Here is a 23,995-nt window from a genome sequence, read left to right on the forward strand (position 1 = left end):
AATAGGCTATGGAATTGTAATCAAACACTTACAAAAGGGATGCCTCATCCCTTGGAGGAGGCGCTGCGCGCCACGGCGCCGAGGCGGCGGATCACCCCCTCCCTGTCGAGCTCGGGTTGATTGAAGAAGCGATAGAGCTCGCTCTCCACCGCCTTCTGATAGAGGGGATGCAGGGCCATGGAGTCTGCCACGCTCGGCATCAGGTTGCCGGCGGCCTCCGCCCTGTCATAGTCGATGCGCGACAGCTGGGCGCAGGGGTTGAAGTCAGCCAAGGAGAGATCCCTGCGCACCGGGATAGACCCCTTGGCCCGGTTGAAGGCGAGCTGAAAATCCGGGCTCGCCAGGGCCCGGGCAATGGTCAGATGATCTTTGGGCAGGTTGGCGTTGAACATCACGAAGCTGTCCATGTTGTAGACATAGAGCCCCTGGGTGCCAGGGGCTGGCAGGCATTGCACCTGCTCGGGCACGGCCACGCCACGGGCCAGCAGATCCCCCAGCACCCAGTCCCCCATCAACTGGAAAGCCGCCCTGCCCTCGGCGAGATCGGCGGTGGCCTGATCCCAGCTCTGGCCGCTCAGGGTGGGCAGCACCAGCTCGCTCAGCTCGCGAAAGCGGTCCAGGATCTGACGACTGGTGTCGCTGCCGAGCGCCACCGGATCCAGCTCGACGAAGGCCTTCTGGTAATACTCCTTGCCCCCCATCCCCAGCGCCAGGCTCTCGAACAGCAGGGCCACCTGCCAGGGGTCGTTGCCGAGCGCCAGCGGTTTGATGCCCTTGGCCCTGAGGGCCCGCACCGCATCGAGAAAGCCGGGCCAGTCGGTGGGGGGATCCATGTCGAGGCGGGCCAGCAGGGCGCGGTTGACCCACATCCAGTTGAGACGATGCACGTTGACCGGGATCCCCATGTAGTGCCCCCCTATCTTGTTGACCCTGGGGGCCACCCCCAACAGTTGCCGATCCCACTCCTGCTCACCCGCCACCTCGTCCTGGGGCTGGATGAAGCCGAGCAGGGTCCAGGAGGCGATGGCCTGCCCCTCCAGCTGAGCCAGGGCCGGGGGATTGCCCGCGATGGCTCTGGCCTGCAGCACCTCCATGGCGCTGTTGCCCCCGCCGCCAAGGATGGCGGCATTCTTGAGCTCCACTCCGGCCCCTTGCAACTGGGTCGTCACCACGGCGAAGGCGGCCTGCTCCCCCGGGGAAGTCCACCAGTGCAACATCTCCACCTCGCCGGCCAGGGCGTCATGGAGCGGCAGGGCCAGCAACCAGGCCAGGGCGCGCAGGGAATCAGTCAAGGTTGAGCTCCAGTACCAGGGTCAGACCATGGGGTTGATGATTGTGAAGATGAATGTCGCCGCCGTGGATACGGGCGATGGTGAGCTGCCGGGCAGGGCCCGCAGGGAATCAGTCAAGGTTGAGCTCCAGTACCAGGGTCAGACCATGGGGTTGATGATTGTGAAGATGAGTGTCACCGCCGTGGATGCGGGCGATGGTGAGCTGCCGGGCAGGGCCCGTAGGGAATCAGTCAAGATTGAGCTCCAGTACCAGGGTCAGACCATGGGGTTGATGATTGTGAAGATGAATGTCGCCGCCGTGGATACGGGCGATGTGGCGGGCTATGGTGAGGCCGAGTCCGCTGCCGGGCAGGGCCTTGGTCGACGCGACTCGAAAGTAGGGGTCAAATACCCGCTCCATCAGCGCCGGACTGATGCCCGGCCCCTGGTCGCTGAACGCGATCCTCACCTTGTCCCCCTGATGCGTCACTTGCACCCGCAGGCGCTCTCCGTACTTGATGCCGTTATCTATGATGTTTTGCAGACAGCGCTTGATGGCCAGCGGCTTGCCGACCAGCATCAGGCTGGGGGGCCCTTGCAGCGTCATCCTCAGCTCATCGTGGTTATGGAGCTCGCCGCAGCGGCGCAAGATCTGCATCAGATCCAGCGCCTCTATCTCCTCGTGAATGTGGGTCTCTTTCATGCACTGCAGGGCCCCCTTCACCATCAGTTCCATCTCGTCCAGGTGGGCGGCAAACTTGCTCTGCTCCACTGGGTCCGCCAGCATCTCGGTGCGCAGCTTGAGACAGGCCAGCGGGGTCTTGAGATCATGGGACATGGCGCTGAACAGCAGGTCCCGCTCGTGCAGATGGCTGCGGATGCGTCGCTGCATCTTGTTGAAGGCATGGATGGCAGCCCGGGTCTCGCTGCTCCCCTCCTCCTGTACCTCGGGCACCTCGCGCTTGCTGTCGAGCAGGGTGGCAGCCCGCGCCAGGTTGCGGATGGGCCTTATCTCCTTGCGCACCACCCACCAGGTGGCGATCAGGATGATCAGCGCCGACCCCAGCATGAAACCCAGCTGGCTCGGAGTAAAGAAACGGGGATCCAGGCTCTCGTAAGGGGCGGGTAGAGCCGCCGCAAGATAGAACCAGGCGCCGGGCGCGACGGCAATCTGGATCACCAGGATCGGCGGATTGAGCTCACCCAGGGCCAGGCTGTAGTGAGCCCAGTTCAGGGGCAGATCGTCGATGGGGATTTCTGTGTTGAATACCCGCAGCTCGGCGCGACTGGTGAAGTCGACCCGGGTGGTCACCTCCCGCCCCAGCTCCTGTTGTAGTACCCGCTCCACCTCCCCCACCATCTGCGCCCGGCGGGACGAACCCGAGATGGGGGTCACCGGCAGCGGGTGGTTGTTGAGGGAGACGAAGAAGCGGGTGCCCCCCATGTTGCGCAGTTGCTCCAGCACCAGATGACGATAATCCTGGGGCAGCTTGCGAAAGAAGGCGATGGTGGAGGAGGCGCTCAGGGCCATGCTGCGCACAGTGCTGATCAAGCCCTGCTCCTGGGCCTGATTGCTGTGGCGATACCAGAAAAAACCGGCGCACAGTTCGGCCGCCAGTATGACGCACAGCAGAAACAGACTGGTACGGCTGGCCAGGGAGCGGGGCCCCCAGCCCCGGTTAGGCCTCATAGACGGTCTCGGTCGCCAGCATGTAACCCTTGTTGCGCACCGTCATGATCAGGGTGCGATCCTTGTCATCCAGGGCCTGGCGCAGCCGGGAGACTTGCACGTCTATGCCCCGCTCGAAGGGGTCGCTCTCCCGCCCCCAGATCTCCTGGGAGATGAGATCCCGGCTGAGCAACTCGTTGGGGTGGCGAATGAAGAGGCCGAGCAGGGTGTAGTCGGCCCCCGACAACTGCCGTGGCGCCTCCCCCACTCGGGAGAGCTGGCGAGTCACGCTGTCCAGGGTCCAGGGGCCGAAGCTGATGCGCCTGGCGGTCGCCGCCTGCTGGGTGAGGCGACTGCGCCGCAGCAGTGCCTTGATCCGGGCCAGCAGCTCGCGGGGATTGAAACTCTTGGTGAGGTAATCATCCGCCCCTATCTCGAGCCCGGCGATGCGATCCGCATCTTCGGTCACGGCGGTCAGCATCATGATGGGCACGTTGGAGAGGCGGCGCAGCTGGGAACAGAGGGTGAAGCCGTCATCCCCCGGCAGCATCACGTCCAGGATCACCAGATCCGGCATGCCCTGGCGCACCTGCTGCCACATGGCCTCGCCATCGCAGGCGGTGCGTACCTCGAAGCCCGCACGGCCCAGATACTCGGTGAGGGTATCGGTCAGCGCCTGGCTGTCATCGACGATGAGAATGACTTTACTGTCCATGGCATTATCAATCTGGCTACGAAGATCGGCCCTAAGTTACCAGCACAGGCGCGCCAGGGTCGAGGCAATTGGCGGGCTTTTTGTAACCAGATGCTTACAAATCGCCGTCACCCCGACCGGTCACTGGGCAAGGTTCCCCCAGGGTGACAAAATGGCTCTACTCACCCCGACGGGGAACAGATGACAGGGAGGCAATATGAGTCTGTGGACAGGCATAGTCCTGATCGTCTTTATCAGCGTGCTGTTCGGCTATCTTGGCAAACGCGCCCGCTACCAGCTGGGGGATGCCCGCATCACGGATCGCCTCGGCAAGCAGGATCTCATCATCAAGGAGTTGCAGGAGCGGGTCGCCAATCTGGAGGCCATAGTGCTCGAAGAGGAGAAGCGCAAGCCGTTCAGGGATCTGTGAGCCCGAGAGGCTGATGATATCCGGCCAAGAGACAGAGAATGTATTACGCAAGCGGCAACCCATGGGTTGCCGTTTTCGTTTTATGACGGGGTGAGATAGCGCTACACAGACGAGGGGGGATCCTGCATCGCCGCTGCCAGCGCCGTCTGGCCCTTGGCCTGCAAAGCATCGACGGCCCCCAGCCGGTCCCCCTCCTCCTTGTTCTGACTCAGCTTGAACTTGCCGACCAGCTGGTCGATCTCTATTTCTATGCCCACCACAGCCTGCACCATGGCCTCGATATAGTCTCTGGGCGCGTCCGCCATCTTCCAGGGAGCGGGCTCGGCAGCCTCCTGGGTGCGGGTCAGGGTGGCGAGCAGGCGACGCACGAAGCGGGCATCGTCCCGCACCCGGATGCGGCCGTGGGCATGCACCACGGCATAGTTCCAGGTGGGCACCTGCTTGTGGTGCACCTGCTTGCTTGGATACCAGTTGGGGGAGATGTAGCCCTCGACGGCCCTGAAGATCACCAGCACCTCCTGCCCTTCCTTCACCTCCTGCCAGAGCGGATTGTTGCGCGCCACATGGGCCCGCAAGATCCCATGCTCCCCCTCATCGGCATCGAACTCGAACGGCAGGTGGTTTGCATCCAGCCCCTGCTCGCCCTGGGTGACCAGGGCCCCCAGGGGATGGGCGCGCATCAGCCGATGCAAAGAGGCGGGATCTGTGGCTTCGAAATGGGGTGGCAGGTACATGCAGGCTCCTTTATCCGTGATGGTGTGTCCGTACTAAACCCGTCGAGATGATCCCATGGCGGGAAAGCATCATCTCGAGTTTGCCTGCCGAGCGCCACCGAAGAAAGCCTTGGCCGCCACCGGATATCCGCTGTCACCCGTTCAGGGCAAAGGGCTCCCTTTGGCCAGATAACCGATGCGATAGGCATCGGCCCCTGCCGGTATCGCCTGTGGGAGCGACGCCAGGAGATCCACCTCCAGCCACTGCCAGCGGGAGAGGTCCCATCCGCTCACCATGGCCCCGGTGCGCAGCTCGGCCAGGCTGGAATGGGGGGCAATGGGAGTGCGCCGCAAGATGGCCACCCTGGCCTGCTCAAGATCCTCCATCTGCGGGGCTGACAGCAGCTGCCAGGTCTCGATATGGGGCCAGCCGAAATGCCTGGTGAGCGCCGCAAAGCCCTCGCTGACAATGAAGCTGCGCATCGCCTCGGCGCTTTGCCACACATAGAAGGGGGCATAGCGATTCTCCCGGCATGGCAGCGCGGCCTCGTCATGGCGGCCATAGAGATAGGCCTTGAACAGCAAGCCGGGGAAGCCGTCGAGTCTGGCGCCATTGCTGGCGATCCGCTGCTCGATCAGCCCCATGTCGTAGTCCGCCGGCAGGGTGAATCTGTAGTGCATGGCGATCATAAGCTCACCTCCTGCCGAAACATCAGACCCCGTCCGAAGCTCCACTCCTCGCTGCCGTTCAGCTGGATCACCACCATGAGGTTGTCGGGATGGATGCCCAAGTCCGCATGCAGGCGCTCGGCGAGCCGCTCATAGAGCCGCTGCTTGACCGCAGTGCTGCGGGGCTTTCCCGCCAGGATCTGGAACAGGATGAAGTCGCCGTCCCGGCGGCCGGTCTGGTAGTGGGGGTGATAGACGAGGGCCCTGGCCGGCAAGGCCTCCAGGATCTGGAACTTGTCCTCCGGCGGCACATCAAACACCTCCACCAGGGTCTGGTGATAGAGCGCGGAGAGCTGTTGCAGGCGCGCGTCGCTCATCCCCTCGCGCACTGTGATGCGGGTCAGCGGCATGGGTTGGCCTCCTCGCGGGCGGGCAGCAGACTCACTGCGGTGACAGCGGCGGGCAAGCCGGCGTAGAAGGCGAGATGGGTGAACAGCTCCTCCAGCTGATCCCGTGTCAGACCGTTTTGCTGGGCGAACGCTATGTGCCAGGGCAACTGTTGCACCCGGCCCAGCGACGCCAGTATGGCCAGGGTGATCAGGCTGCGCTCGCGGGCTGACAGGGCGGGTCGCTGCCAGATATCGCCAAACAGCGTCTCTTGTGCCAACTGGGACAGTCTCGGCGCCACCAGCGCCAACTCGTCACGATCAAGAACAGGATGGGTCATGGCAATCTCCTTGGATGGTGAAGCCACTCTCTCCCACTGCTACAATTTATAAAATCGAAATATCAAAGACCAATAATCCCGATTATCAGGACAATTATGACGCCCCTTCCCCTGAACCTGGATCTCGATGCCCTGCGCAGCTATGTCGTCGGCATGGAGTGCGGCAACTTTGCGCTGGCGGCGCAGCGGCTGTGTCGTTCCACCTCGGCGGTCAGCGCCCAGTTGAAAAAACTCGAGCAGCAATGCGGCACGGCGCTGGTCGCTCGCAGCGGGCGCCACCTGATCCCGACCCCCCAGGGCGAGCTGCTGCTGGGGTATGGGAAACGGCTGCTGGATCTCAATGACGAGGCCATGCGCGCCCTCAAGGGGGAGTTGCTGCAAGGGGAGATCAGGCTGGGAGTACAGGAGGACTTTGGCGAGTCTTTGCTGCCGGCCGTGCTGGGGCCCTTCTGTCGCCTGCATCCCGGGCTTCGCATGACGACCCGTATCGATCGCAATGGGCCGCTGACGAAAGGGATCAGGGAGGGTAGCCTCGACATGGCCCTGACCTGGCAGCCACAAGATGAGGGCATGGATGCCCGGCTCATCGACCTGGTGCCACTGCAATGGATAGCGCACCCGGACTGGGATCTCGCCCCTCTGCTGGCTCGGGGGGAGCCTCTGCCCCTGGTGGTCTTCGATGCCCCCTGCCTGATGCGATCACGGGCCACCCGGGCCCTCGACGAGGCCGGGATCCCCTGGCGCATCGCCTTCACCAGCCAGAGTCTGGCGGGCATCTGGGCGGCCTTGCAGGCAGGGCTCGGGCTCACGGTGCGCTCCACCCTAGGCATGCCGGCCACCCTATCCCCCTTGACCGATGTGCTGCCATCGCCGGGCACCCTGGGGATTGCCCTGCTGAGGGCGGGCAATGAACCCAATGAGGCCGAGCACCAGTTGCAGACCCTGCTCACCGATGCCGTGCATCAGGCCAGTGCCAGCAAGGGCTGAGGACCCTCGCTGACATAGCCGCAGACTAGCCCGCACAATAGGGCACATAAAAAAACGGCAACCCCGAGGTTGCCGTTTTCTGCTCATGGGACCCTGGCCGCTGCCATTCAGCCAGCGCGCTTGGCCAACCACTGTTCGGCGGCGACCAGCGCAGCGTCTATCTGCTCGCGGGCGACGCCGCCCTTGGCGACCCGCTTGGCCAGGGTGGCTTCCAGCTCCAGGTTCGGGTAGACATCCTCCCCTACCACAGGGCTGAAGCGCTGGAACTCAGGCAAAGAGAGCTCCTCCAGCGGCTTCTTCACACTGATGGCGTAGACCACAGTCTCGCCGACGATGTGGTGCGCCTCGCGGAAGGGGATCCCCTTGGCCACCAGATAGTCCGCCAGCTCGGTGGCGTTGGCATAGCCGCCCTGGGCCGCCGCCCTGGTGCGCTCGCCATTGACCTTCAGATCGATCAGCACCAGGGCCGCCATGTCGAGGCAGTCGTGCCAGGTGTCGAGGGCATCGAACAGCCCTTCCTTGTCTTCCTGCATGTCCTTGTTGTAGGCGAGCGGCAGCGCCTTCAGGCTCATCAGCATGCCCATCTGGGCGCCGACCACCCGGCCGGTCTTGCCGCGGATCAGCTCGAGCGCATCCGGGTTCTTCTTCTGGGGCATCAGCGACGACCCCGAGGTGACCGCATCGGAGAGCTCGACGAAGCCCGCCTCGCCGGTGTTGTAGAAGATAAGATCTTCCGCAAAACGCGACAGGTGTGCCATGGACAGCGACGCCACGTGCATCAGCTCCACCACATGATCCCTGTCGGAGACCGAGTCCAGGCTGTTGCGGGTCGCGCCGCTAAAGCCCATGTCCAGCGCCAGCACCTCCCGGTCGATGGCGTAAGCGGTACCGGCCAGTGCGCCGCAGCCCAGCGGGCTGGTGTCGAGGCGTTTCAGGGCATCCTGCAGACGGGAGTGATCCCGCTCCAGCATCTCCACATAGGCCAGCGCCCAGTGGGCGAAGGTGACCGGCTGGGCGCGCTGCAGGTGGGTGTAACCCGGCAGCACCGCGGCCTGGTTGGCACGGGCGGAAGCGACCAGCCCCTGTTGCAGCGCCGTGATAGAGCCGAGCAGCAGCTCGCCCTGGGCCTTGCACCAGAGCTTGAGGTCGGTGGCGACCTGATCGTTGCGCGAGCGGCCGGTGTGCAGCTTCTTGCCCAGGGTGCCGACGGCATCGATGAGCTTGCCCTCGACCCAGGAGTGGATGTCTTCGGCATCCGAGCTCAGGATCTGCTGGGGATCCTGCTGCACCGAGGCCAGCAGCACCTCCATCGCCTGCTGCAGTTTGCCTTGCTCATCGCTGGTCAATACGCCCACCTTCACCAGCGCCTTGGCCCAGGCCATGGAGCCCTGGATATCCTGCTCCGCCAGGCGGTAATCGAACCGCAGCGAATCGTTGAACTGCTTGAACCTGCTATCGGCTCCCTGACTGAAGCGTCCACCCCAAAGTGCCATACTGCTCTCCTTGAATGCGTTGTCGGCGGCGCTTTGGCCCCCGAGCCTGAAATCGTGCCCTGTTTTTCTGCGAGCCTGTTATCTCACAGAAGCGGCCAAGGCGCAGCCGCTCTCGTAGCCCTCCCCCGTGCTGAGCGAAGGTACAACGCGCCGTTTATAAAGGAGGGGGCAAAGCCCCCTCACCGGTATCAACGGATCATGTCTTCAGATCAACCGTGGGTGTGGTCACCGCCGATGGCCTGATGCTGCTCCTTCATGGCGCGGATCCGGCTGGCCAAGGTGTAGAGACGGATAAACCCTTCGGCGTGGCTCTGGTCGTACACCTCGTCGGCGCCGAAGGTGGCGAAGTCTTCGGAGTAGAGGCTGTTCGGCGACTTCTTCTGCACTGCAGTGACCTGGCCCTTGTACATCTTCAGCACCACTTCACCGTCGAGATCCTCGGCGATGGCGTTGGCGGAGGCGACAATGGCCTTGCACAGCGGGGTGAACCAGCGACCGTCATAGACCAGGTGGGAGAACTCGGCACCCAGCTTCTCGCGCCAGGCGCGGGTCGGTCTGTCCAGCACCAGCTCTTCCACGGCGCGCAGTGCGGCGACCATGACGGTGCCACCCGGGGTCTCGTAGCAGCCACGGGACTTCATGCCCACCATGCGGTTCTCGGTGATGTCGATGCGGCCCACGCCGTGCTTGCCGGCACGCTCGTTCAGGGTCATCAGGATCTGGTGCGGGGTCAGCGGCTGGTCGTCAACGGCCACCACTTCGCCCTGGGCCACGGTCAGCTTGACGTATTCCGGCTCGTTCGGTGCCTGCTCGGCGGAGACAGTCCACTGCCAGACAGCTTCGGACGGCTCGTTCCAGGTGCTCTCCAGCTCACCACCCTCGGTGGAGATGTGCCAGGCGTTGGCGTCGCGGCTGTAGATCTTCTTCAGGGTTGCCTTGCAGGGGATGTCGCGGGCTTCCAGATAGGCCAGCAGATCTTCCCGGGAGCGCATGTCCCACAGACGCCAGGGGGCGATCACTTTCAGCTGGGGCGCCAGGGCGGCCACGGCCCCTTCGAAACGCACCTGATCGTTGCCCTTGCCGGTGCAGCCGTGGGAGATGGCGTCTGCCCCTTCCGCCAGGGCCGCTTCCACCATCGCCTTGGCGATGATGGGACGGGCCATGGAGGTACCCAGCAGGTAGGTGCCTTCGTAGACGGCGCCGGTCTTCAGGGTCGGATAGACGTACTCCTTGACGAACTCTTCGCGCAGGTCCTTGACGATGCACTTGGTGGCGCCGGAGGCGATGGCTTTTTGCTCGATCCCTTCCAGATCGTCACGCTCCTGACCGACATCGGCGACGAAGGCGATGATCTCCGCATCGTAGTTCTCCTTCAGCCAGGGAATGATGGCCGAGGTATCCAGTCCGCCCGAGTAAGCCAGTACGATCTTGTTGATTCCGCTCATTTACTTCTCTCCGTGATGATTCGATAAGGTTGTGATTCAGGGTCGGTCGCCGGCTTATTTATGACCTAGCAGGGTCAGCAGCACGGCATTCTGGATATGCATCCGGTTTTCTGCCTCATCCATGATGAGGGAGGCTGGTCCGTCCATGACCTCCGAGGTGATCTCCAGCTCCCGGTGCGCCGGCTGGCAATGCAGCACATGCTGGATGCCGGTGCGATCGAGCAGGGCCTGGTTGATCTGATAAGGCATGAAGATATCTTTTACCTGCTCCATTGGTGTGTTGTCACCCATGGAGACCCAGGTGTCGGTATAAACCACGTCAAAGCCTTCGATGGCGCCCACGTCATCGCTGATGTTGATGTGGGCACCGGATTGCGCCGCCAGCGCCTGGGCCTGCAGGAAGAGCTGGGTATCCGGGCCATGGCCCTTGGGGCAGACCAGAGTCACATCGGTGCCGAGCGTCGCCCCCAGCAGCAGCAGGGAGTGGCTGACGTTGTTGCCATCGCCGAGGTAGGCCAGCTTCACCTTGGAGAGATCGCTGTAGTGCTCGCTGATGGTCATGAAGTCCGCCAGCCCCTGGCAGGGGTGGTAGAGGTTGCACAGGCTGTTCACCACCGGCACTGTGCCATGTTCGGCCAGTTCGACCAGGGTCTGGTGATCGAACACCCGGGCGACTATGGCGTCACACCAGCGGGACAGGTTGGCGGCGAAATCCTTCACTGACTCCCGCTTGCCGAGCGCGCCGTTCTGCTGATCCAGATAGACGCTGTGGCCACCGAGCCGGGCGATGCCGATGTCGAAGGTGACCCGGGTGCGCAGGGAAGGCTTCTCGAACAGGGTGACCACGCTCTTGCCCGCCAGCGCCTGGCCGTACTTCTTCGGGTCGGCCTTGACCGATTTGCCCAGAGCTATCAGCGCCTCGATCTGGGCCTTGCTCAAGTCGCTGTCTTTCAGAAGATGTTGCATCGGATGTTCCTTTTTCCGGCCAGGGTTAGAGGGTGACTTGGGTGCCGACGGCACCGCCCGCCAGCAGCTTGAGCAGCTGATCCGGGTAGCGCCAGCTGGCGACACAGACAGGTTTGCCCAGGGTCTCTGCGGCGTGCAGGGCTGCCTTCACCTTGACCGCCATGCCGTCCGTAATAACGCCCTTCTCCATCAGGTCCAGCGCGCTCTGCTTGTCCAGTTGCGGTACCAGCTTGCCCTTGCCATCCAGGATGCCGCTCACGTCCGACAGCATCACCAGATCGGCGCCCAGAGCCTCGGCAATGGCGGTGGCCGCCTGATCCGCATTGACGTTCATCAGCTGGCCATCTGCGGTAATGCCGATGGAGCTCACCACCGGCAGGAAGCCCTGCCCCAAGATGCCGGCCACCAGCGCCGGGTTGCCCGGCTGGCAGTCACCGACCGCGCCGAGATCCGGGTCGAGCTGGGTCACCTGGCAGAGGCCGCCGTCGGCGAGGCAGAGACCCACCGCCGGGATGCCGGTGGCGATGGCCTTGGCCATCATCATCTTGTTCGCCGTACCCGCCAGGGCCCCGGCGATGAAGGGGATCTGCTCGAACGGAGTGACCCGCAGGCCGTTCTTCTTGGTGGAGGTCATCCCCAGCCCCTTGAGCAGGTCATCCACCAGGCAGCCACCACCGTGCACCAGCACCAGGGGACGGTGCTGATCGTCTAGGAAGGTTTTCAGGGTAGCGAACAGGGCGGTCAGGGCCTCGTCGTTCTCGATCAGGGCGCCGCCCAACTTGATTACCAGCGTCTGCTTGTCCATCTTCTCGATCCTTCCTTAAAGCGTTAAATCAGGCCGGTGGCCGGTTCAAAACCAAACTTGATATTTATGCACTGCATCGCCTGGGAGGCGGCGCCCTTGAGCAGGTTGTCGATGGCGGACACCACCACCAGCATGTTGCCCTGCTGCTGCCAGGCGAGGTCGCAGTAAGGGGTATTGGCCACACCACGGATGGAGGGCATCTGGCCGGTGAGGCGCACCAGGGGCTTGCCTTCATAAGCCTTGAGATAGGCTTGATCCACCTGGGTCTGCGTCACGCCATCCGCCAGCTGCACATAGATGGTGGCCAGTATGCCCCGCACATAGTTGCCGAGGTGGGGCTGGAACAGCACCCCCTTGCCCAGATGGTGACTGATCTCCGGCTGGTGTCTGTGATTGAAGGTGCCGTAGGGGCTCAGGCTCACTTCGCAGAAGCTGGTGTTGATAGCGGCCTTGCGACCGGCCCCGGATACACCGGACACAGCGTTGATGATGGGCTGCCATCCCTCGGCAATCAGACCGGCCTGCTGCAGCGGCTTGAGGGCGCAGAGAGAGGCGGTCGGGTAGCAGCCGGGCACCGCAATCAGCTGGGCGGCGGCAATGGCATCGGCATTCCACTCGGCCAGACCGTAGACGGCCTGTTCCAGCCACTGCTCGCTGTCGTGGGTGAAGCCGTAGAAGGAGGAGTAGAACCCCTGATCCTTGACCCGGAAGGCACCGGAGAGATCGAACACCGGCAGTCCCTTGGACAGGAACTTGGGGGCAAGCTCGGCGCTCACCTCGTGGGCGGTGGCCAGCAGCACCAGATCGGCCTGGGTCAGGATCCGGGTCATGCCGTCCTCGTCCAGCGGCAGCAGCGGCTGATCCAGCTCACCGACCCACTGGGGATGGAGGGAAGAGAAGCGCTTGTGTGCGTCCTGGCTGCCGGCGGAGACATAGAGGCCGAACAGCTTGAGCTCTGGATGGTTCTGGACCAGTGCGGCCAGTTCGGCCCCCGCGTAGCCACTGGCACCGACGATAACGGTATTGAGCATGTTTGAGTATTCCAAGTCTGGGTTCGAAATTCACAGCGTGGTGCTGCGGTGCAAGGGGTCGGCTATCGCCCCTTAGATGCAACGAGTGCGGAGGGGCAATTCAGGCGGATATGCGTCGTCGGTTACAGATCAGGTGACAGAACATTAACTTTCCCTTACAACTAGAAGCCTTGTTAATGAGCGCTCGAACAGAATATTCATGCACTCACTTTGCATTTGTATTTTCTAACAGAAACACTCCGGGGACGCAAGGAGCAGCTGATGGCCAATCTGGATTTTTTTTCACTTTATAAGAATATTATTGCGATTCCCTCTATCAGCAGCACGGATCCCCGCTGGGATCAGAGCAATGAGGCGGTGATCCGGCTGCTGGCCGACTGGTTCGGCCAGCTGGGTTTCCAGTGCGAGGTGACGGCGCTGCCCGACCTGCCGGGCAAGTTCAACCTGGTGGCGACCTATGGCCAGGGGGAAGGCGGCCTGCTGCTGGCGGGCCACACCGATACCGTGCCCTTCGACGAGGGGGGCTGGAGCAAGGATCCCTTCAAGGTGACCGAGGAGGGCAACCGCCTGTACGGGCTCGGCACCATCGACATGAAGGGCTTCTTCGCCTTCATCGTGGAGGCGCTCAAGGAGGTCGATCTCAAGACGCTCCGCAAGCCGCTGCGCATCCTGGCCACCGCCGACGAGGAGACCACCATGGCGGGGGCCCGTGCCATCGCCGCGGCCGCCGAGATCAAACCCGACTATGCGGTGATAGGTGAGCCCACCGGCCTGGTGCCCGTGGTGGCTCACAAGGGCCACATGTCGGAGGCCATCCGCATCACGGGCAAGAGCGGCCACAGCTCGGATCCCGCCAACGGGGTCAACGCCATGGAGATCATGCACAAAGCCATGGGCCAGGTGCTCAAGCTGCAGCGGGATCTCAAGGAGCGCTACGCCGACCACAGGTTCGCGGTGCCGCAACCCACCCTGAACCTGGGCTACATCCAGGGGGGTGACAGCCCGAACCGCATCTGCGGCTGCTGCGAGCTGCACATCGACATGAGGCCAACCCCGCAAGTTGGGCCGGATGAGCTGATGGGCATGCTGAAAGAGGCGCTCTCCCCCATCGAAATCCACCAGCCAGGTTGCCTGCACCTGCAGCACCTGCACGAACCCATCCCGGCCTATGCCTGCGAGGAGGGCTCAGATCTGGTACGGGAAGCCGAGAAGGCGAGCGGCCGCGCCGCCGAGTCCGTGAACTATTGCACCGAGGCCCCCTTTATCCAGCAGTTGGGATGCCAGACAATAGTGATGGGCCCGGGCCATATCACCCAGGCCCATCAGCCGGACGAGTACCTGGATCTGTCGTTCGTCAAACCGACCACGGCGGTGCTGCAGCACCTGATCCGGCGTTTCTGCGTCTAGCTCGACGGGAATGTAAGTAAGTTACATGACAAGCCGCCTCGGGACAGGTGAGGGAAATACATGTTCTGAATCGGCTTGTTATTTGACCTTGCGCAGACAATCTGGGTAGATTGTCCCCCTAAGATGACGGAGCATATGTTGTAATCGCACAACAATAAGTGAGGCTGCCTCTCCCCCCGGAAGGTCAAGGGGCACCAACAAAAATAAGGATGTGGAATGAACGAAAAGTACGCCGCACTACGGGCCAACGTAGGCATGTTGGGCCAACTGCTGGGTAAATCCATCAAGGATCATCAGGGTCAAGCCTTCCTCGACAAGATTGAGACCATTCGTCAACTGGCCAAGTCCTCCCGCAAGGGCAACGAGACAGACCGGGAACGCCTGCTCGAGACCCTGCGTACCCTCTCCGATGACGAGCTGCTGCCGGTGGCCCGCGCCTTCAGCCAGTTCCTCAATCTGGCCAACGTGGCGGAGCAGTTCCACACCATCTCCCGTCGCTGCGAAGAGCAGGAGTGCACGCCGGATCCCCTGGAGCAGATGTTCGCCAAGCTCAAGGCGTCCAACCTCTCCCAGGAGGCCATCATCCAGGCGGTGCGCGAGCTGGACATCGATCTGGTGCTGACCGCCCACCCCACAGAGGTGACCCGTCGCACCCTGATCCACAAGCACGTCCAGCTCAACGACTGCCTGGAAGCGCTGGAGCTCTCCGATCTGCTGCCCCGCGAGCGGGACAAGATCCTCAATCGCATCGAACAGCTGGTCAATCAGGCCTGGCACACCAACGAGATCCGCGAACAGCGCCCGACCCCGGTAGACGAAGCCAAGTGGGGCTTCGCCGTGGTGGAGAACAGCCTGTGGCCGGCCATTCCCGAATTCATGCGCAACCTGGACGAGCGTCTGCAACACCACCTGGGTGTGCGCCTGCCGCTGGATGCCGCGCCGGTCAAGTTCACCTCCTGGATGGGCGGTGACCGCGACGGCAACCCCTTCGTCACCGCCAAGGTGACCGCCGAGGTACTGGAGCTGGGCCGCTGGATGGCGGTCAACCTGTTCTACAAGGACATCAAGGAGCTCACCTCCGAGCTCTCCATGGCCGACTGTACCGAGGCACTGCGCGCCCGGGTCGGTGACAACCCCGAGCCCTACCGCGCCCTGGTGCGCGAGCTGCGCGAAGCGCTGCGCGAGACCCAGGAATTCCTCACCGCCAAGGTGCAGGGTCAGGCGAGCGAGAGCCGCGATCTCATCAAGACCACCGCCCAGCTGCGCGAGCCGCTGGAGCTCTGTTATCACTCCCTGCACGCCTGCGGCATGGGCAACATAGCCGACGGCATGCTGCTGGATGTGCTGCGCAAGCTGGCCTGCTTCGGCATCCACCTGGTCAAGCTGGATATACGCCAGGATGGCGAGCGTCACGGTCAGGTCTTCTCCGAGCTGACCCGCTACCTCGGCATGGGGGACTACGCCGAGTGGAGCGAGGATGACAAGCAGGCCTTCCTGCTCAACGAACTGAACTCCCGCCGCCCGCTGATCCCCACCGACTGGGCACCGAGCGACGAGACCCGCGAGACCATAGACACCTGCCGGGTGATCGCCGGTCACGACCCCGATGCGTTCGGCATCTACATCATCTCCATGGCCGGCGCCCCCTCCGACGTGTTGGCGGTGCAGCTGTTGCTGAAGGAAGCCGGCTGCAAGTTCCGCATGCCGGTCGCGCCGCTGTTCGAGACCCAGGAAGATCTGATGGCGGGCACCGCCGTGATGGATCGCCTGCTGTCGGTGGACTGGTATCGCGGTTACATTCAGGGTCGCCAGTACGTGATGATCGGCTACTCGGATTCCGCCAAGGATGCGGGCATGATGGCCGCCGGCTGGGCCCAGTACGCCGCCATGGAATCCCTGGTGGGGCTGGCTGAGGCCAACAACATCCGCCTCACCCTGTTCCATGGCCGTGGCGGTACCGTCGGTCGTGGCGGCGCCCCCGCCCATCAGGCGATCCTGTCCCAACCGCCGGGATCCCTGCGCGGTGGTCTGCGGGTCACCGAACAGGGGGAGATGATCCGCTTCAAGTTCGGCCTGCCCAAGGTGGCCATCCACAGCCTGAACCTCTACACCAGCGCCGTGCTGGAGGGGAACCTGCTGCCGCCGCCCAAGCCGAAGGAGTGCTGGCGCGCCGTGATGGAGCAGCTGGCTACCGTCTCCTGCGATCACTACCGCAGCATAGTGCGCGGCCACCCGGACTTCGTGCCCTACTTCCGCGCCGCCACCCCTGAGATGGAACTCGGCAAGCTGCCGCTCGGTTCCCGTCCCGCCAAGCGCAAGCCCAACGGCGGCGTCGAGAGCCTGCGCGCCATCCCCTGGATCTTCGCCTGGACCCAGAACCGGCTGATGCTGCCGGCCTGGCTCGGTGCCCACAAGGGCCTGCAGCAGGCCATAGATGACGGCCAGAAGAGCGTGCTGGACGAGATGAGCCGCCAGTGGCCCTTCTTCCGCACCCGCCTCGAGATGCTGGAGATGGTGTTCCTCAAGGCCGACCTCTGGCTGGCGGAGTACTACGACACCCGCCTGGTGCCGCAAGAGCTGTGGGCCCTCGGCAAGCAGCTGCGTCAGGAGCTTGCCGACTCCATCCAGGTGGTGCTGGAGCTGCGCCCGCAGGGTGACCTGCTGGACGACCAGCCTTGGATCAAGGAGTCCATCAAGCTGCGCAACCCCTACACAGACCCGCTCAACGTGCTGCAGGTCGAGCTGCTTGGTCGCTCGCGCAAGAACCCGGAGACCCTGCACCCCGAGCTGGATCAGGCGCTGATGGTCACCATAGCCGGCATAGCCGCAGGCATGCGCAACACGGGTTGATGGCCGGGCTATCCAGCTTCACTTCCTGACATAAAAGGGCGCCTATATGGCGCCCTTTCTATTTTGGCTATTCAGCCCCTAGGCAATACGGTTGCGTCCCTGGCGCTTGGCCTCGTAGAGGCGCTGATCCACGCACAGCAGCCAGTCATCCATGCAGCGGTAGCCCATCTGATAGGGGGTAAGGCCCACGCTGATGGTGACGGCTATTGGCTGGTGCTGATGCAAGAAGGGGTGCTGCTCTATCTGCTGGCGGGTGCGATCCATGATGCCGCGGGCCTCCTCCTGGGTGGTGCCGCGCAGCAGCATGATGAACTCCTCCCCGCCGAACCTCGCCACCAGATCCTGGCTGCGCACCGCCTGCATCAGCAGACGGGCCAGCTCCTCGAGCACCGCATCCCCGGCAAGGTGACCATGCTCATCGTTGATCTGCTTGAAGAAATCGATGTCGATCAGGGCCAGGCAACAGGCTTCCCCCTCGGCCGGATGGCGCTGGATGTGCTCGAGCAGCACATTGGCCTGACTGAAGAAGCTGCTGCGGTTGGGCAGCTTGGTGAGAAAGTCGTGTTCGGCGTTGAAGCGCAGCACCCGCTCCATGTGGCTGCGTTCGTCCTCCAGATTGCGGGCGTGGATCAGGGTGCCCAGGGCAGTGGTAAGCGGCTCCAGCAAGCTCACCAGGGTTTCGTCGAAGCCGCCCGGGCGGTTGGCCAGGGCTATCATGCCGATGGCTTCCCCCTTGTGGCGTATGGGAATGCCGAGAAAGCTGTCCAGATGGGGATGACCCCGGGGAGAGACGCCGCGACTCGCCGGATGACTCGGCAGATCGTTGCAGCACACCAGGGTGTTGTGAGTGACCACGTGGCCGAACAGGTTGTCGAGCTTGTTGAAGATGAGCCCCCCTCTGCTCTGGCGTTGCTGCTCGTACCAGGCGTGGGTGGCCTGGTCCCAGGAGATGTTGGAGATGGAGGGGATGTAGAGGCTGGGACGCTCCTCTTCATACTGGATGATGCCGATGAAGCCATAGGCGCTCTGGCTCACGCTCAGCAACCGCTCGAAGACGGTGTCGCAGGCGGAGCCGAGATTGCGATCGAGCAGAAAGCTCTGGTGGGCGGCCACCACTATGTCGAACAACTGGCTCTGCTGCTCGACGCGCTGCTCCGCCAGCACTTCGGGGGTGATGTCGTGGGCCAGCTTGATCACTCCGAGCAGGGTCCCCGCCTCATTGGTAATGGGCATGTAGGTGGCGTGGATCCAGACACTGCCGCCCCCGCGCATGATGCGGCGAAACGACCCCGAGCGGATCTCGCCGCTGAGCACCCCTTGCCAGAAGCTATCGTGCTCCTCCTGCTGCTCGGGGGGAAGCAGCAACAGGTGAGACTGGCCTATCAGCTCCTCGGAGGCATAGCCGATGAGGTCGCAGAACAGTCCATTCACCGACACCATGCGGCCATCGAGATCGAACTCGGCTATGCCATAGGCTCGGTCCAGGGCGGTCAGCCTTGCAAGGGCGTCATAACGCCCCAGGGTGCCCATGTCGATGAAGCTGTTTACCGGGGTATTCATGGCCAGGATTCCTTTCGATCGCCAACACCTGCTCACAGCCAGTATAGGCAGGGGGAGAGACAGCCCCAGATCATAGGTGTGAGGCGGCCGTTTCGCGAATATGGGGTCACCCCCAAGATGAGCACCATCGAGGAGGGCCACTTGCCATGCCCGCCGCCCGGGCGCAGACTGTCTGGCCTTGTTTAGGCCCGAGGAGACCCCATGACACCTGCCATCAACCTGCTGAAGAAGCTCAAGATCCCCCACAAGCTCTACCCCTACGAGTGCGAGGCCCACGACGATTTCGGCAAGCATGCCGCGACCCAGCTCGGCCTGCCCCAGGCTCAGGTGTTCAAGACCCTGCTGGCCCACCACGACAAGCAGGCGGTGGTCGCCATAGTCCCCTCCTCCGGCATGTGCAGTCTCAAGCAGCTCGCCAAGGCCACCGGGCTCAAGAAGGTGGAGATGATGAAACCGGCCGAGGCCGAGAAGCTGACCGGCTACAAGGTGGGGGGCATAAGCCCGCTGGCTCAGAAGAAGCTGCTGCCGACAGTGCTGGACGACTCCGCCATGGCGTTTGACGAGATATTGGTGAGCGGCGGCAAACGCGGCCTCTCGGTCGGGGTGGCGCCACAAGACATGCTGACCCTGCTGAAGTGGATCGCCGCGCCCATCGGTGAACACTAAGGGACGAGCACCATGAATAAGGCCACTCGTTAAGCAAGATCCAGCATGAGAGAGGCCCCGCAATCGGGGCCTCTCTCGTTTTGCCAGTCAGGCCCAAGGGAGCACAGGCTTATGGCGTCATCCGGCAGGCGGCGGTCAGCTCTGAGAGCCGCAGCCGCTGGCGCCCCTGTTCGTCGAAGTTGGCATCCGCCAGCCAGCGCTCGAAACAGCCCTTCAGGGCGGGCCACTCGCCGTCTATCACAGAGAACCAGGCGGTATCCCGGCTGTGCCCCTTGTCCACCCGGGCCTGGCGGAAAGTCCCCTCATAACAAAAGCCAAGGCGCAGCGCCGCCTGCCAGGAGGGCCGATTCAGGGCATTGCACTTCCACTCGTAGCGGCGATAGCCCAGGGCGAAGGCATTGGCCATCATCAGCGCCATGGCCGCCGTCGCCAGCCGCGACTGCTGCAGGGCCGGCGAGAAGTGCAGCCAGCCCACCTCCACGCAGCCCGCGGCGGGGTCGATGCGCAGGTAGCTGGCAAGCCCCAGCGCCCGGCCGCTCCTCTCATCGACAATGGCATAGAACTGGGGATCGACCCTGGCGGCGACCCCTCGCAGCCAGGCCAGCATGGCCGCCTCATCCGCGAAGGGGCCGCTGGTGAGATAGGTCCACATGGTCCCATCGTCGGCGCCGAACGCCTGCCAGAGCGAGGTGCCGTGGCTCTCAGGGTCCAGCGGCTCCAGCCGGCAGCCCCAGCCGCTCAGCATCCGGTGAGGGGGGAACTCGGCGCCACGCCAGTCGGGCAGAGACTCGCCCAGGGGCTGGCCATGGCCGTTGAAGACGGGGTCAGCAGGCACAGGCGATCCCCCCTTCCAGCAGCACACCGGCCTCGCTGCCGGTGGTGACGGCGAAGCCGTCCTGGCGCCACCAGTGCAGGCCGCCGATCAGCTCCTTGACCCTGAAGCCCAGGGCCGCCAGCTTGTACGCCCCCTGGGTCGAGCCGTTGCAGCCGATGCCATCGCAGTAGCAGACATAGACCTTGTCCCGCGACAGCCCCTGCGTGGTCGCCGGGCTCATGGTGCTATGGGGGAAGGAGATGGCACCGGGAATATGACCCTCGGCGTAGTGCGCGGGGGAGCGGGTGTCGATGACCACTATGCTGCCCCCCTCAGCCGCCTCCCCGGCCAGCAGATCGGCGGCGAGATCCGCCGGATCGGTGCGAAACTTCAACTGGGCCTCGAAGAAGGCGCTGGCTTCCTGCGGGCTCGCGACCCCGGTACTCAATACATGACTCATCCTGAACCTCCTTGTGATTAGAGCGCTATCTCTGTGGTGACGACTGTGTTGACCGAGTTGGCGATGAAGCACTCCTCGTGGGCCTGGTGGTGCAGCCGCTCCAGCGCGGCGAGATCGGGCTGACGCTCGCCGCCAAACCGCACCCTGGGGCGCAGGGTGACCCGGGTGATGGACTGGCGACCCCGTTCGTTTCTCTCCATGACGCCGACCGCCTCATCCCGGTAGCTCTCCACCAGATAACCCGCCCTGGCGACCAGCCAGAGGAAGGTCAGCATGTGACAGCTGGAGAGGGATGCGACGAAGGCCTCCTCCGGATCGACGTGCTCCGCCACCGAAAAGGGCAAGGGCACCACCTGGGGGGAGGAGGAGGCGGGCACCCTGACTCCGCCGTCAAACGCCCACTCATGGGCCCGGCTGTAGCGCTGATCGACAAAGGGCTCGCTGGCCCCTCGCTGCCAGCTGATGGTGGCGCTGTATTCCGACATGCAGACTCCTTCTGTGACCAATGTGTGTTGCCAATGGGATTGCTTCACTGCCTTGTCCACCAATGTAGCGACAAAATGGCCTTGCCACGCCGACCAATTTTGCCAATATGGGCAGACCAATTTATCCGCAACGGGAAGTGCCATGACAGTACTGCCGACCCTCTTTGCCGACCAGCAGCAAAACGATCTTCCCCTGCACGAACAGCTGGTGCGCACCCTGCGGGAGGCCATGTCCGGATGGGGGGGCCATCTGCCCCGGCCCAGCGGAGGCCAATCATGACTGTCCTGCCGACCCTCTTTGCCGACCAGCAGCAAAACGATCTTCCCCTACACGAACAGCTGGTGCGCACCCTGCGGGAGGCCATGTCCGGATGGGGGGGCCATCTGCCCCAGCCCAGCGGAGGCCAGTCATGACTGTCCTGCCGACCCTCTTTGCCGACCAGCAACAAAACGATCTTCCCCTGCACGAACAGCTGGTGCGTACCCTGCGTGAAGCCATACTGGCGGGCCATCTGCCGCTGCACGGCAGGCTGCCGGCCAGCCGCATGCTGGCCCGGGATCTCGGCGTCTCCCGCAGCACAGTGGAGCTAGCCTATGGCCGGCTGGAGGCGGAGGGGTATCTGGTGCGCAAGGTGGGGGCCGGCAGCTTCGTCGCCCTGGCGGCGGTGCGCCCCGCGCCGCGCCCGCCCCAGTCGGCGGCGGGTCTCTCTCGCCGTGGTCAGGAGATGGCGCAAGGGGGGGCCTGCCACGAGGTGCCCGAGGTAGGCAGCTCCTTTGCCTCCAGCCAGCCGGATCCCCGCCTCTTTCCCCAGGCGCTCTGGGGTCGCCTGATGCAGCAGCAGTGGCGCCAGGGTGCCAGCGACTGGATGAATTACGGGGATCCCCAGGGGTTGGGGGAGCTTCGCGCCGCCATCAGCAGCTACCTGGTGCAGTCGCGGGGCGTGGTGTGCGAACCGGAGCAGATCCTGATCCTCACCAGCTCCCAGCAGGGCATATTGCTGGCGACCCAGCTGCTCATCGATGCCGGTGACACCGTCTGGGTGGAGGATCCTGGCTATCCCGGCGCCCGTACCGCCATGGAAAGCGCCGGCGCCCGTATCCACCCGGTGCCGGTGGACGAGGAGGGGCTCAACCCTGCCGGTGAACACCCCAGCCCAAGGCTCATCTACTGCACCCCGGCCCACCAGTACCCCCTGGGCGTGCCCATGAGCCTGCCGCGCCGCATGGCACTGCTGGCCGAGGCCGAGCGACGCGGGGCCTGGATCCTGGAGGACGACTACGACGGGGAGTACCAGTACGATCAGCGGCCGCTCCCCGCCCTGCAGGGGTTGGATAGCCAGGGGCGCGTCCTCTATGTGGGGACCTTCAGCAAGGTGCTGTTTGGTTCCTTGCGCCTCGCCTACCTGGTGTTGCCACGCCCCCTGATGGAGGCCTTCAGCCGGGCCCGCGCCGCCGTCGATGGCCACAGCAACCAGTTGCAGCAGGCGGTCACCGCGGATTTCATCCGCGCCGGGCACTTCGCCACCCACCTGCGCCAGAGCCGCCTCGTCTACCAGAGCCGGCGGGATCTGCTGCTGGCCGAGCTGGCCGAGCACTGCCCCCAGCTCACCCCCATTCACAGCGGCGCCGGGTTGCAGTGCGCCGTGCTGCTTCCCTCCGGGGGCGAGGCCCGCTGGACCGAGGCGGCCAACGCCCGGGGGCTGGGGCTGCGCCCCCTGCACCAGTATCACCTCGCCCCTCCTACCCGGGAGGGCTGGCTGCTCGGCTTCGGCTGCCTCGACAACCAGACCCTGCGCCAGCTGTGTCGCCAGCTGGGCGCGCTGATGGAAACCGTCTGAGACCAGGCCCAGAGGTCAGAGGAGCCGGGGGCCATTAGTGCTGTGTCGCCGCTGGGGCACCGAACTATAATGGGCACAATCCCGTTGTAGAACCCGGCCAAGATGTATCGACTCCTGCTCCTGCTCCTCACGCTCTCCCTCTCCTCCTCCCCGATGGCGGCCACCCGATTTACCCTGCTCAGCCCGGAAAACGAACAGGATGCCCGCATGGACTACTACCGGGAGGCGATGCGGCTGGCGCTGGAGAAGACCCGCCAGCAATATGGCGACTACGAGCTGCGCGACTCCCTCAAGATGAACAAGGCGCGGATGCGGCTCGAGGTGCAAAAACCGGGCAAGAGTGCCCTCTTCATCGTCGACAGCTGGCCCCAGAAGACTCCTCACTCCGAGGTCAGCCTGATCCCCTTCCCCATCGATCTCGGCATTCTCGGTTACCGGGTCTGCTTCGTCGGTGCCGACCGTGCGGATGCCCTGGCCGGGGTCCGTACCCTGGCCCAGCTTCAGGCGTTCAGTCAGGGGAGTGGCAAGGGGTGGCAGGATGCCGACATCCTGCGCCACAACGGCTTCCAGGTGCAGGAGGTGGACAACTACGAGTCGCTGTTTCGCATGGTGGCCCGTGGCAGGGTCGATCTTTTCTGTCGCGGCGCCAACGAGATACTGGCGGAGTGGGAGACCCACCACCCCAGGCTGCCGACCCTCACCGTCGATCCCCATGTGGCCCTCTTCTACCCGCTGATCCACGCCTTCTACAGCCATGCCACCTACCACAAGGAGCGCGAACGCATCCAGCTCGGCCTGCGGCTGGCCTGGCAGGACGGCTCCCTCAAGCGGCTCTGGCGCCAGCACTTCCAACCCTCCCTGGCGTTCACCCAACTGGCCTCGCGCCAGCTGTTCAGGCTGAGCAACCCCCAGCTGCCCGGCGAGGGGAGCGACTACAGCTCCTATCTCTATGATCCGGCCCGGGATGCCTTCGGCATGCCTCCCCACGACAAGGCGGACAGGGTCGGCAAGTAGC

At 63.9% G+C, this 23,995-nt stretch carries 25 protein-coding genes; 9 read left to right on the forward strand and 16 right to left on the reverse strand.

Going from position 1 to position 23,995, the window contains the following annotated elements; translation table 11 throughout:
- Positions 1–44: 44 nt before the first annotated feature.
- The 3 genes from OC537_RS13230 to OC537_RS13240 all read right to left on the reverse strand — a co-directional run bounded on the left by OC537_RS13230 (position 45) and on the right by OC537_RS13240 (position 3,655).
- Positions 45–1,292: an ABC transporter substrate-binding protein gene (locus OC537_RS13230; protein ID WP_262111878.1), complete on the reverse strand. Its 1,248-nt coding sequence runs from the start codon at positions 1,290–1,292 to the stop codon at positions 45–47.
- Positions 1,293–1,518: 226 nt separating this feature from the next.
- Positions 1,519–2,961: a sensor histidine kinase gene (locus OC537_RS13235; protein ID WP_262111881.1), complete on the reverse strand. Its 1,443-nt coding sequence runs from the start codon at positions 2,959–2,961 to the stop codon at positions 1,519–1,521.
- Positions 2,951–3,655 (reverse strand): response regulator, encoded by a 705-nt coding sequence (locus tag OC537_RS13240; protein ID WP_262111883.1) that lies wholly within the window; start codon positions 3,653–3,655, stop codon positions 2,951–2,953. Before OC537_RS13240 ends, OC537_RS13235 begins: the two co-directional genes overlap by 11 nt.
- Before the next feature lie 196 nt (positions 3,656–3,851).
- Here OC537_RS13240 and OC537_RS13245 point away from each other — a divergent pair, with 196 nt between their 5' ends.
- Positions 3,852–4,064 (forward strand): hypothetical protein, encoded by a 213-nt coding sequence (locus OC537_RS13245; protein ID WP_262111885.1) that lies wholly within the window; start codon positions 3,852–3,854, stop codon positions 4,062–4,064.
- A 101-nt stretch (positions 4,065–4,165) separates the two neighbouring features.
- On the opposite strand, the gene OC537_RS13250 is transcribed toward OC537_RS13245, so the two are convergent.
- From OC537_RS13250 to OC537_RS13265, 4 genes are all read right to left on the reverse strand, one after another.
- Positions 4,166–4,798: an FMN-binding negative transcriptional regulator gene (locus tag OC537_RS13250; protein WP_262111887.1), complete on the reverse strand. Its 633-nt coding sequence runs from the start codon at positions 4,796–4,798 to the stop codon at positions 4,166–4,168.
- A 141-nt stretch (positions 4,799–4,939) separates the two neighbouring features.
- Positions 4,940–5,467, reverse strand: a complete 528-nt coding sequence (locus tag OC537_RS13255; protein ID WP_262111888.1) for a DUF4865 family protein — start codon at positions 5,465–5,467, stop codon at positions 4,940–4,942.
- A complete protein-coding gene (locus OC537_RS13260; protein WP_234676739.1) occupies positions 5,464–5,856 on the reverse strand; it encodes a tautomerase family protein in 393 nt (130 codons plus the stop codon). The genes OC537_RS13255 and OC537_RS13260 overlap by 4 nt, the downstream gene beginning before the upstream one ends.
- The gene (locus OC537_RS13265; RefSeq protein ID WP_262111891.1) at positions 5,847–6,173 is read right to left on the reverse strand and encodes a carboxymuconolactone decarboxylase family protein; all 327 of its coding nucleotides are present in this window, start codon (positions 6,171–6,173) and stop codon (positions 5,847–5,849) included. The genes OC537_RS13260 and OC537_RS13265 overlap by 10 nt, the downstream gene beginning before the upstream one ends.
- 96 nt (positions 6,174–6,269) lie before the next feature.
- On the opposite strand from OC537_RS13265, the gene OC537_RS13270 reads away from it, so the two are divergent.
- On the forward strand, positions 6,270–7,160 hold the full coding sequence (locus OC537_RS13270) for a LysR substrate-binding domain-containing protein (protein ID WP_262111892.1): 891 nt from the start codon (positions 6,270–6,272) through the stop codon (positions 7,158–7,160).
- 107 nt (positions 7,161–7,267) lie between these two features.
- Here OC537_RS13270 and argH read toward each other — a convergent pair whose 3' ends face one another.
- The 5 genes from argH to argC form a co-directional block, all read right to left on the reverse strand.
- Positions 7,268–8,653, reverse strand: a complete 1,386-nt coding sequence (argH, locus tag OC537_RS13275; RefSeq protein WP_262111895.1) for an argininosuccinate lyase — start codon at positions 8,651–8,653, stop codon at positions 7,268–7,270.
- Between the two features lie 209 nt (positions 8,654–8,862).
- A complete protein-coding gene (locus tag OC537_RS13280) occupies positions 8,863–10,098 on the reverse strand; it encodes an argininosuccinate synthase (protein ID WP_005324853.1) in 1,236 nt (411 codons plus the stop codon).
- 54 nt (positions 10,099–10,152) lie between these two features.
- Positions 10,153–11,064: an ornithine carbamoyltransferase gene (locus tag OC537_RS13285; protein WP_262111896.1), complete on the reverse strand. Its 912-nt coding sequence runs from the start codon at positions 11,062–11,064 to the stop codon at positions 10,153–10,155.
- 25 nt (positions 11,065–11,089) lie between these two features.
- On the reverse strand, positions 11,090–11,869 hold the full coding sequence (gene argB, locus OC537_RS13290; RefSeq protein ID WP_171276872.1) for an acetylglutamate kinase: 780 nt from the start codon (positions 11,867–11,869) through the stop codon (positions 11,090–11,092).
- Between the two features lie 23 nt (positions 11,870–11,892).
- Entirely contained in the window at positions 11,893–12,900 is a 1,008-nt protein-coding gene (gene argC, locus OC537_RS13295; protein ID WP_234676745.1) for an N-acetyl-gamma-glutamyl-phosphate reductase, read from the reverse strand.
- A gap of 261 nt (positions 12,901–13,161) precedes the next feature.
- Between argC and argE the strand changes: the two genes are divergently transcribed.
- Positions 13,162–14,307 (forward strand): acetylornithine deacetylase, encoded by a 1,146-nt coding sequence (argE, locus tag OC537_RS13300; RefSeq protein WP_262111901.1) that lies wholly within the window; start codon positions 13,162–13,164, stop codon positions 14,305–14,307.
- 216 nt (positions 14,308–14,523) lie between these two features.
- Positions 14,524–17,157: a phosphoenolpyruvate carboxylase gene (gene ppc / locus OC537_RS13305; protein WP_111910512.1), complete on the forward strand. Its 2,634-nt coding sequence runs from the start codon at positions 14,524–14,526 to the stop codon at positions 17,155–17,157.
- A gap of 78 nt (positions 17,158–17,235) precedes the next feature.
- Here the strand turns inward: ppc and OC537_RS20625 are convergent, their stop codons facing one another.
- Positions 17,236–18,717: a diguanylate cyclase gene (locus OC537_RS20625; protein WP_316044156.1), complete on the reverse strand. Its 1,482-nt coding sequence runs from the start codon at positions 18,715–18,717 to the stop codon at positions 17,236–17,238.
- Positions 18,718–18,918: 201 nt separating this feature from the next.
- On the opposite strand from OC537_RS20625, the gene ybaK reads away from it, so the two are divergent.
- A complete protein-coding gene (gene ybaK, locus OC537_RS13320) occupies positions 18,919–19,383 on the forward strand; it encodes a Cys-tRNA(Pro) deacylase (protein ID WP_106885775.1) in 465 nt (154 codons plus the stop codon).
- A 109-nt stretch (positions 19,384–19,492) separates the two neighbouring features.
- Here the strand turns inward: ybaK and OC537_RS13325 are convergent, their stop codons facing one another.
- From OC537_RS13325 to OC537_RS13335, 3 genes are read right to left on the reverse strand one after another with little or no spacing between them, the layout of a single operon-like run.
- Positions 19,493–20,218 (reverse strand): GNAT family N-acetyltransferase, encoded by a 726-nt coding sequence (locus OC537_RS13325; RefSeq protein WP_262111905.1) that lies wholly within the window; start codon positions 20,216–20,218, stop codon positions 19,493–19,495.
- Positions 20,208–20,657 carry a rhodanese-like domain-containing protein gene (locus OC537_RS13330; RefSeq protein ID WP_262111907.1) on the reverse strand — a complete coding sequence of 150 codons (450 nt, stop codon included), beginning with the start codon at positions 20,655–20,657 and terminating at the stop codon, positions 20,208–20,210. The genes OC537_RS13325 and OC537_RS13330 overlap by 11 nt, the downstream gene beginning before the upstream one ends.
- Positions 20,658–20,674: 17 nt before the next feature.
- Positions 20,675–21,142, reverse strand: a complete 468-nt coding sequence (locus tag OC537_RS13335) for an OsmC family protein (protein ID WP_262111908.1) — start codon at positions 21,140–21,142, stop codon at positions 20,675–20,677.
- Positions 21,143–21,284: 142 nt separating this feature from the next.
- Between OC537_RS13335 and OC537_RS13340 the strand changes: the two genes are divergently transcribed.
- From OC537_RS13340 to OC537_RS13355, 4 genes are all read left to right on the forward strand, one after another.
- Positions 21,285–21,422, forward strand: a complete 138-nt coding sequence (locus OC537_RS13340; protein WP_262111910.1) for a hypothetical protein — start codon at positions 21,285–21,287, stop codon at positions 21,420–21,422.
- Positions 21,419–21,556, forward strand: a complete 138-nt coding sequence (locus OC537_RS13345; protein WP_163137619.1) for a hypothetical protein — start codon at positions 21,419–21,421, stop codon at positions 21,554–21,556. Before OC537_RS13340 ends, OC537_RS13345 begins: the two co-directional genes overlap by 4 nt.
- A complete protein-coding gene (locus OC537_RS13350; RefSeq protein ID WP_262111914.1) occupies positions 21,553–22,980 on the forward strand; it encodes a PLP-dependent aminotransferase family protein in 1,428 nt (475 codons plus the stop codon). The genes OC537_RS13345 and OC537_RS13350 overlap by 4 nt, the downstream gene beginning before the upstream one ends.
- 102 nt (positions 22,981–23,082) lie before the next feature.
- Positions 23,083–23,994 (forward strand): hypothetical protein, encoded by a 912-nt coding sequence (locus OC537_RS13355; RefSeq protein ID WP_262111916.1) that lies wholly within the window; start codon positions 23,083–23,085, stop codon positions 23,992–23,994.
- Position 23,995 lies beyond the last annotated feature (1 nt).

The organism is Aeromonas sp. Marseille-Q5825, assembly GCF_946892685.1.
Lineage (GTDB): Bacteria > Pseudomonadota > Gammaproteobacteria > Enterobacterales > Aeromonadaceae > Aeromonas > Aeromonas rivipollensis.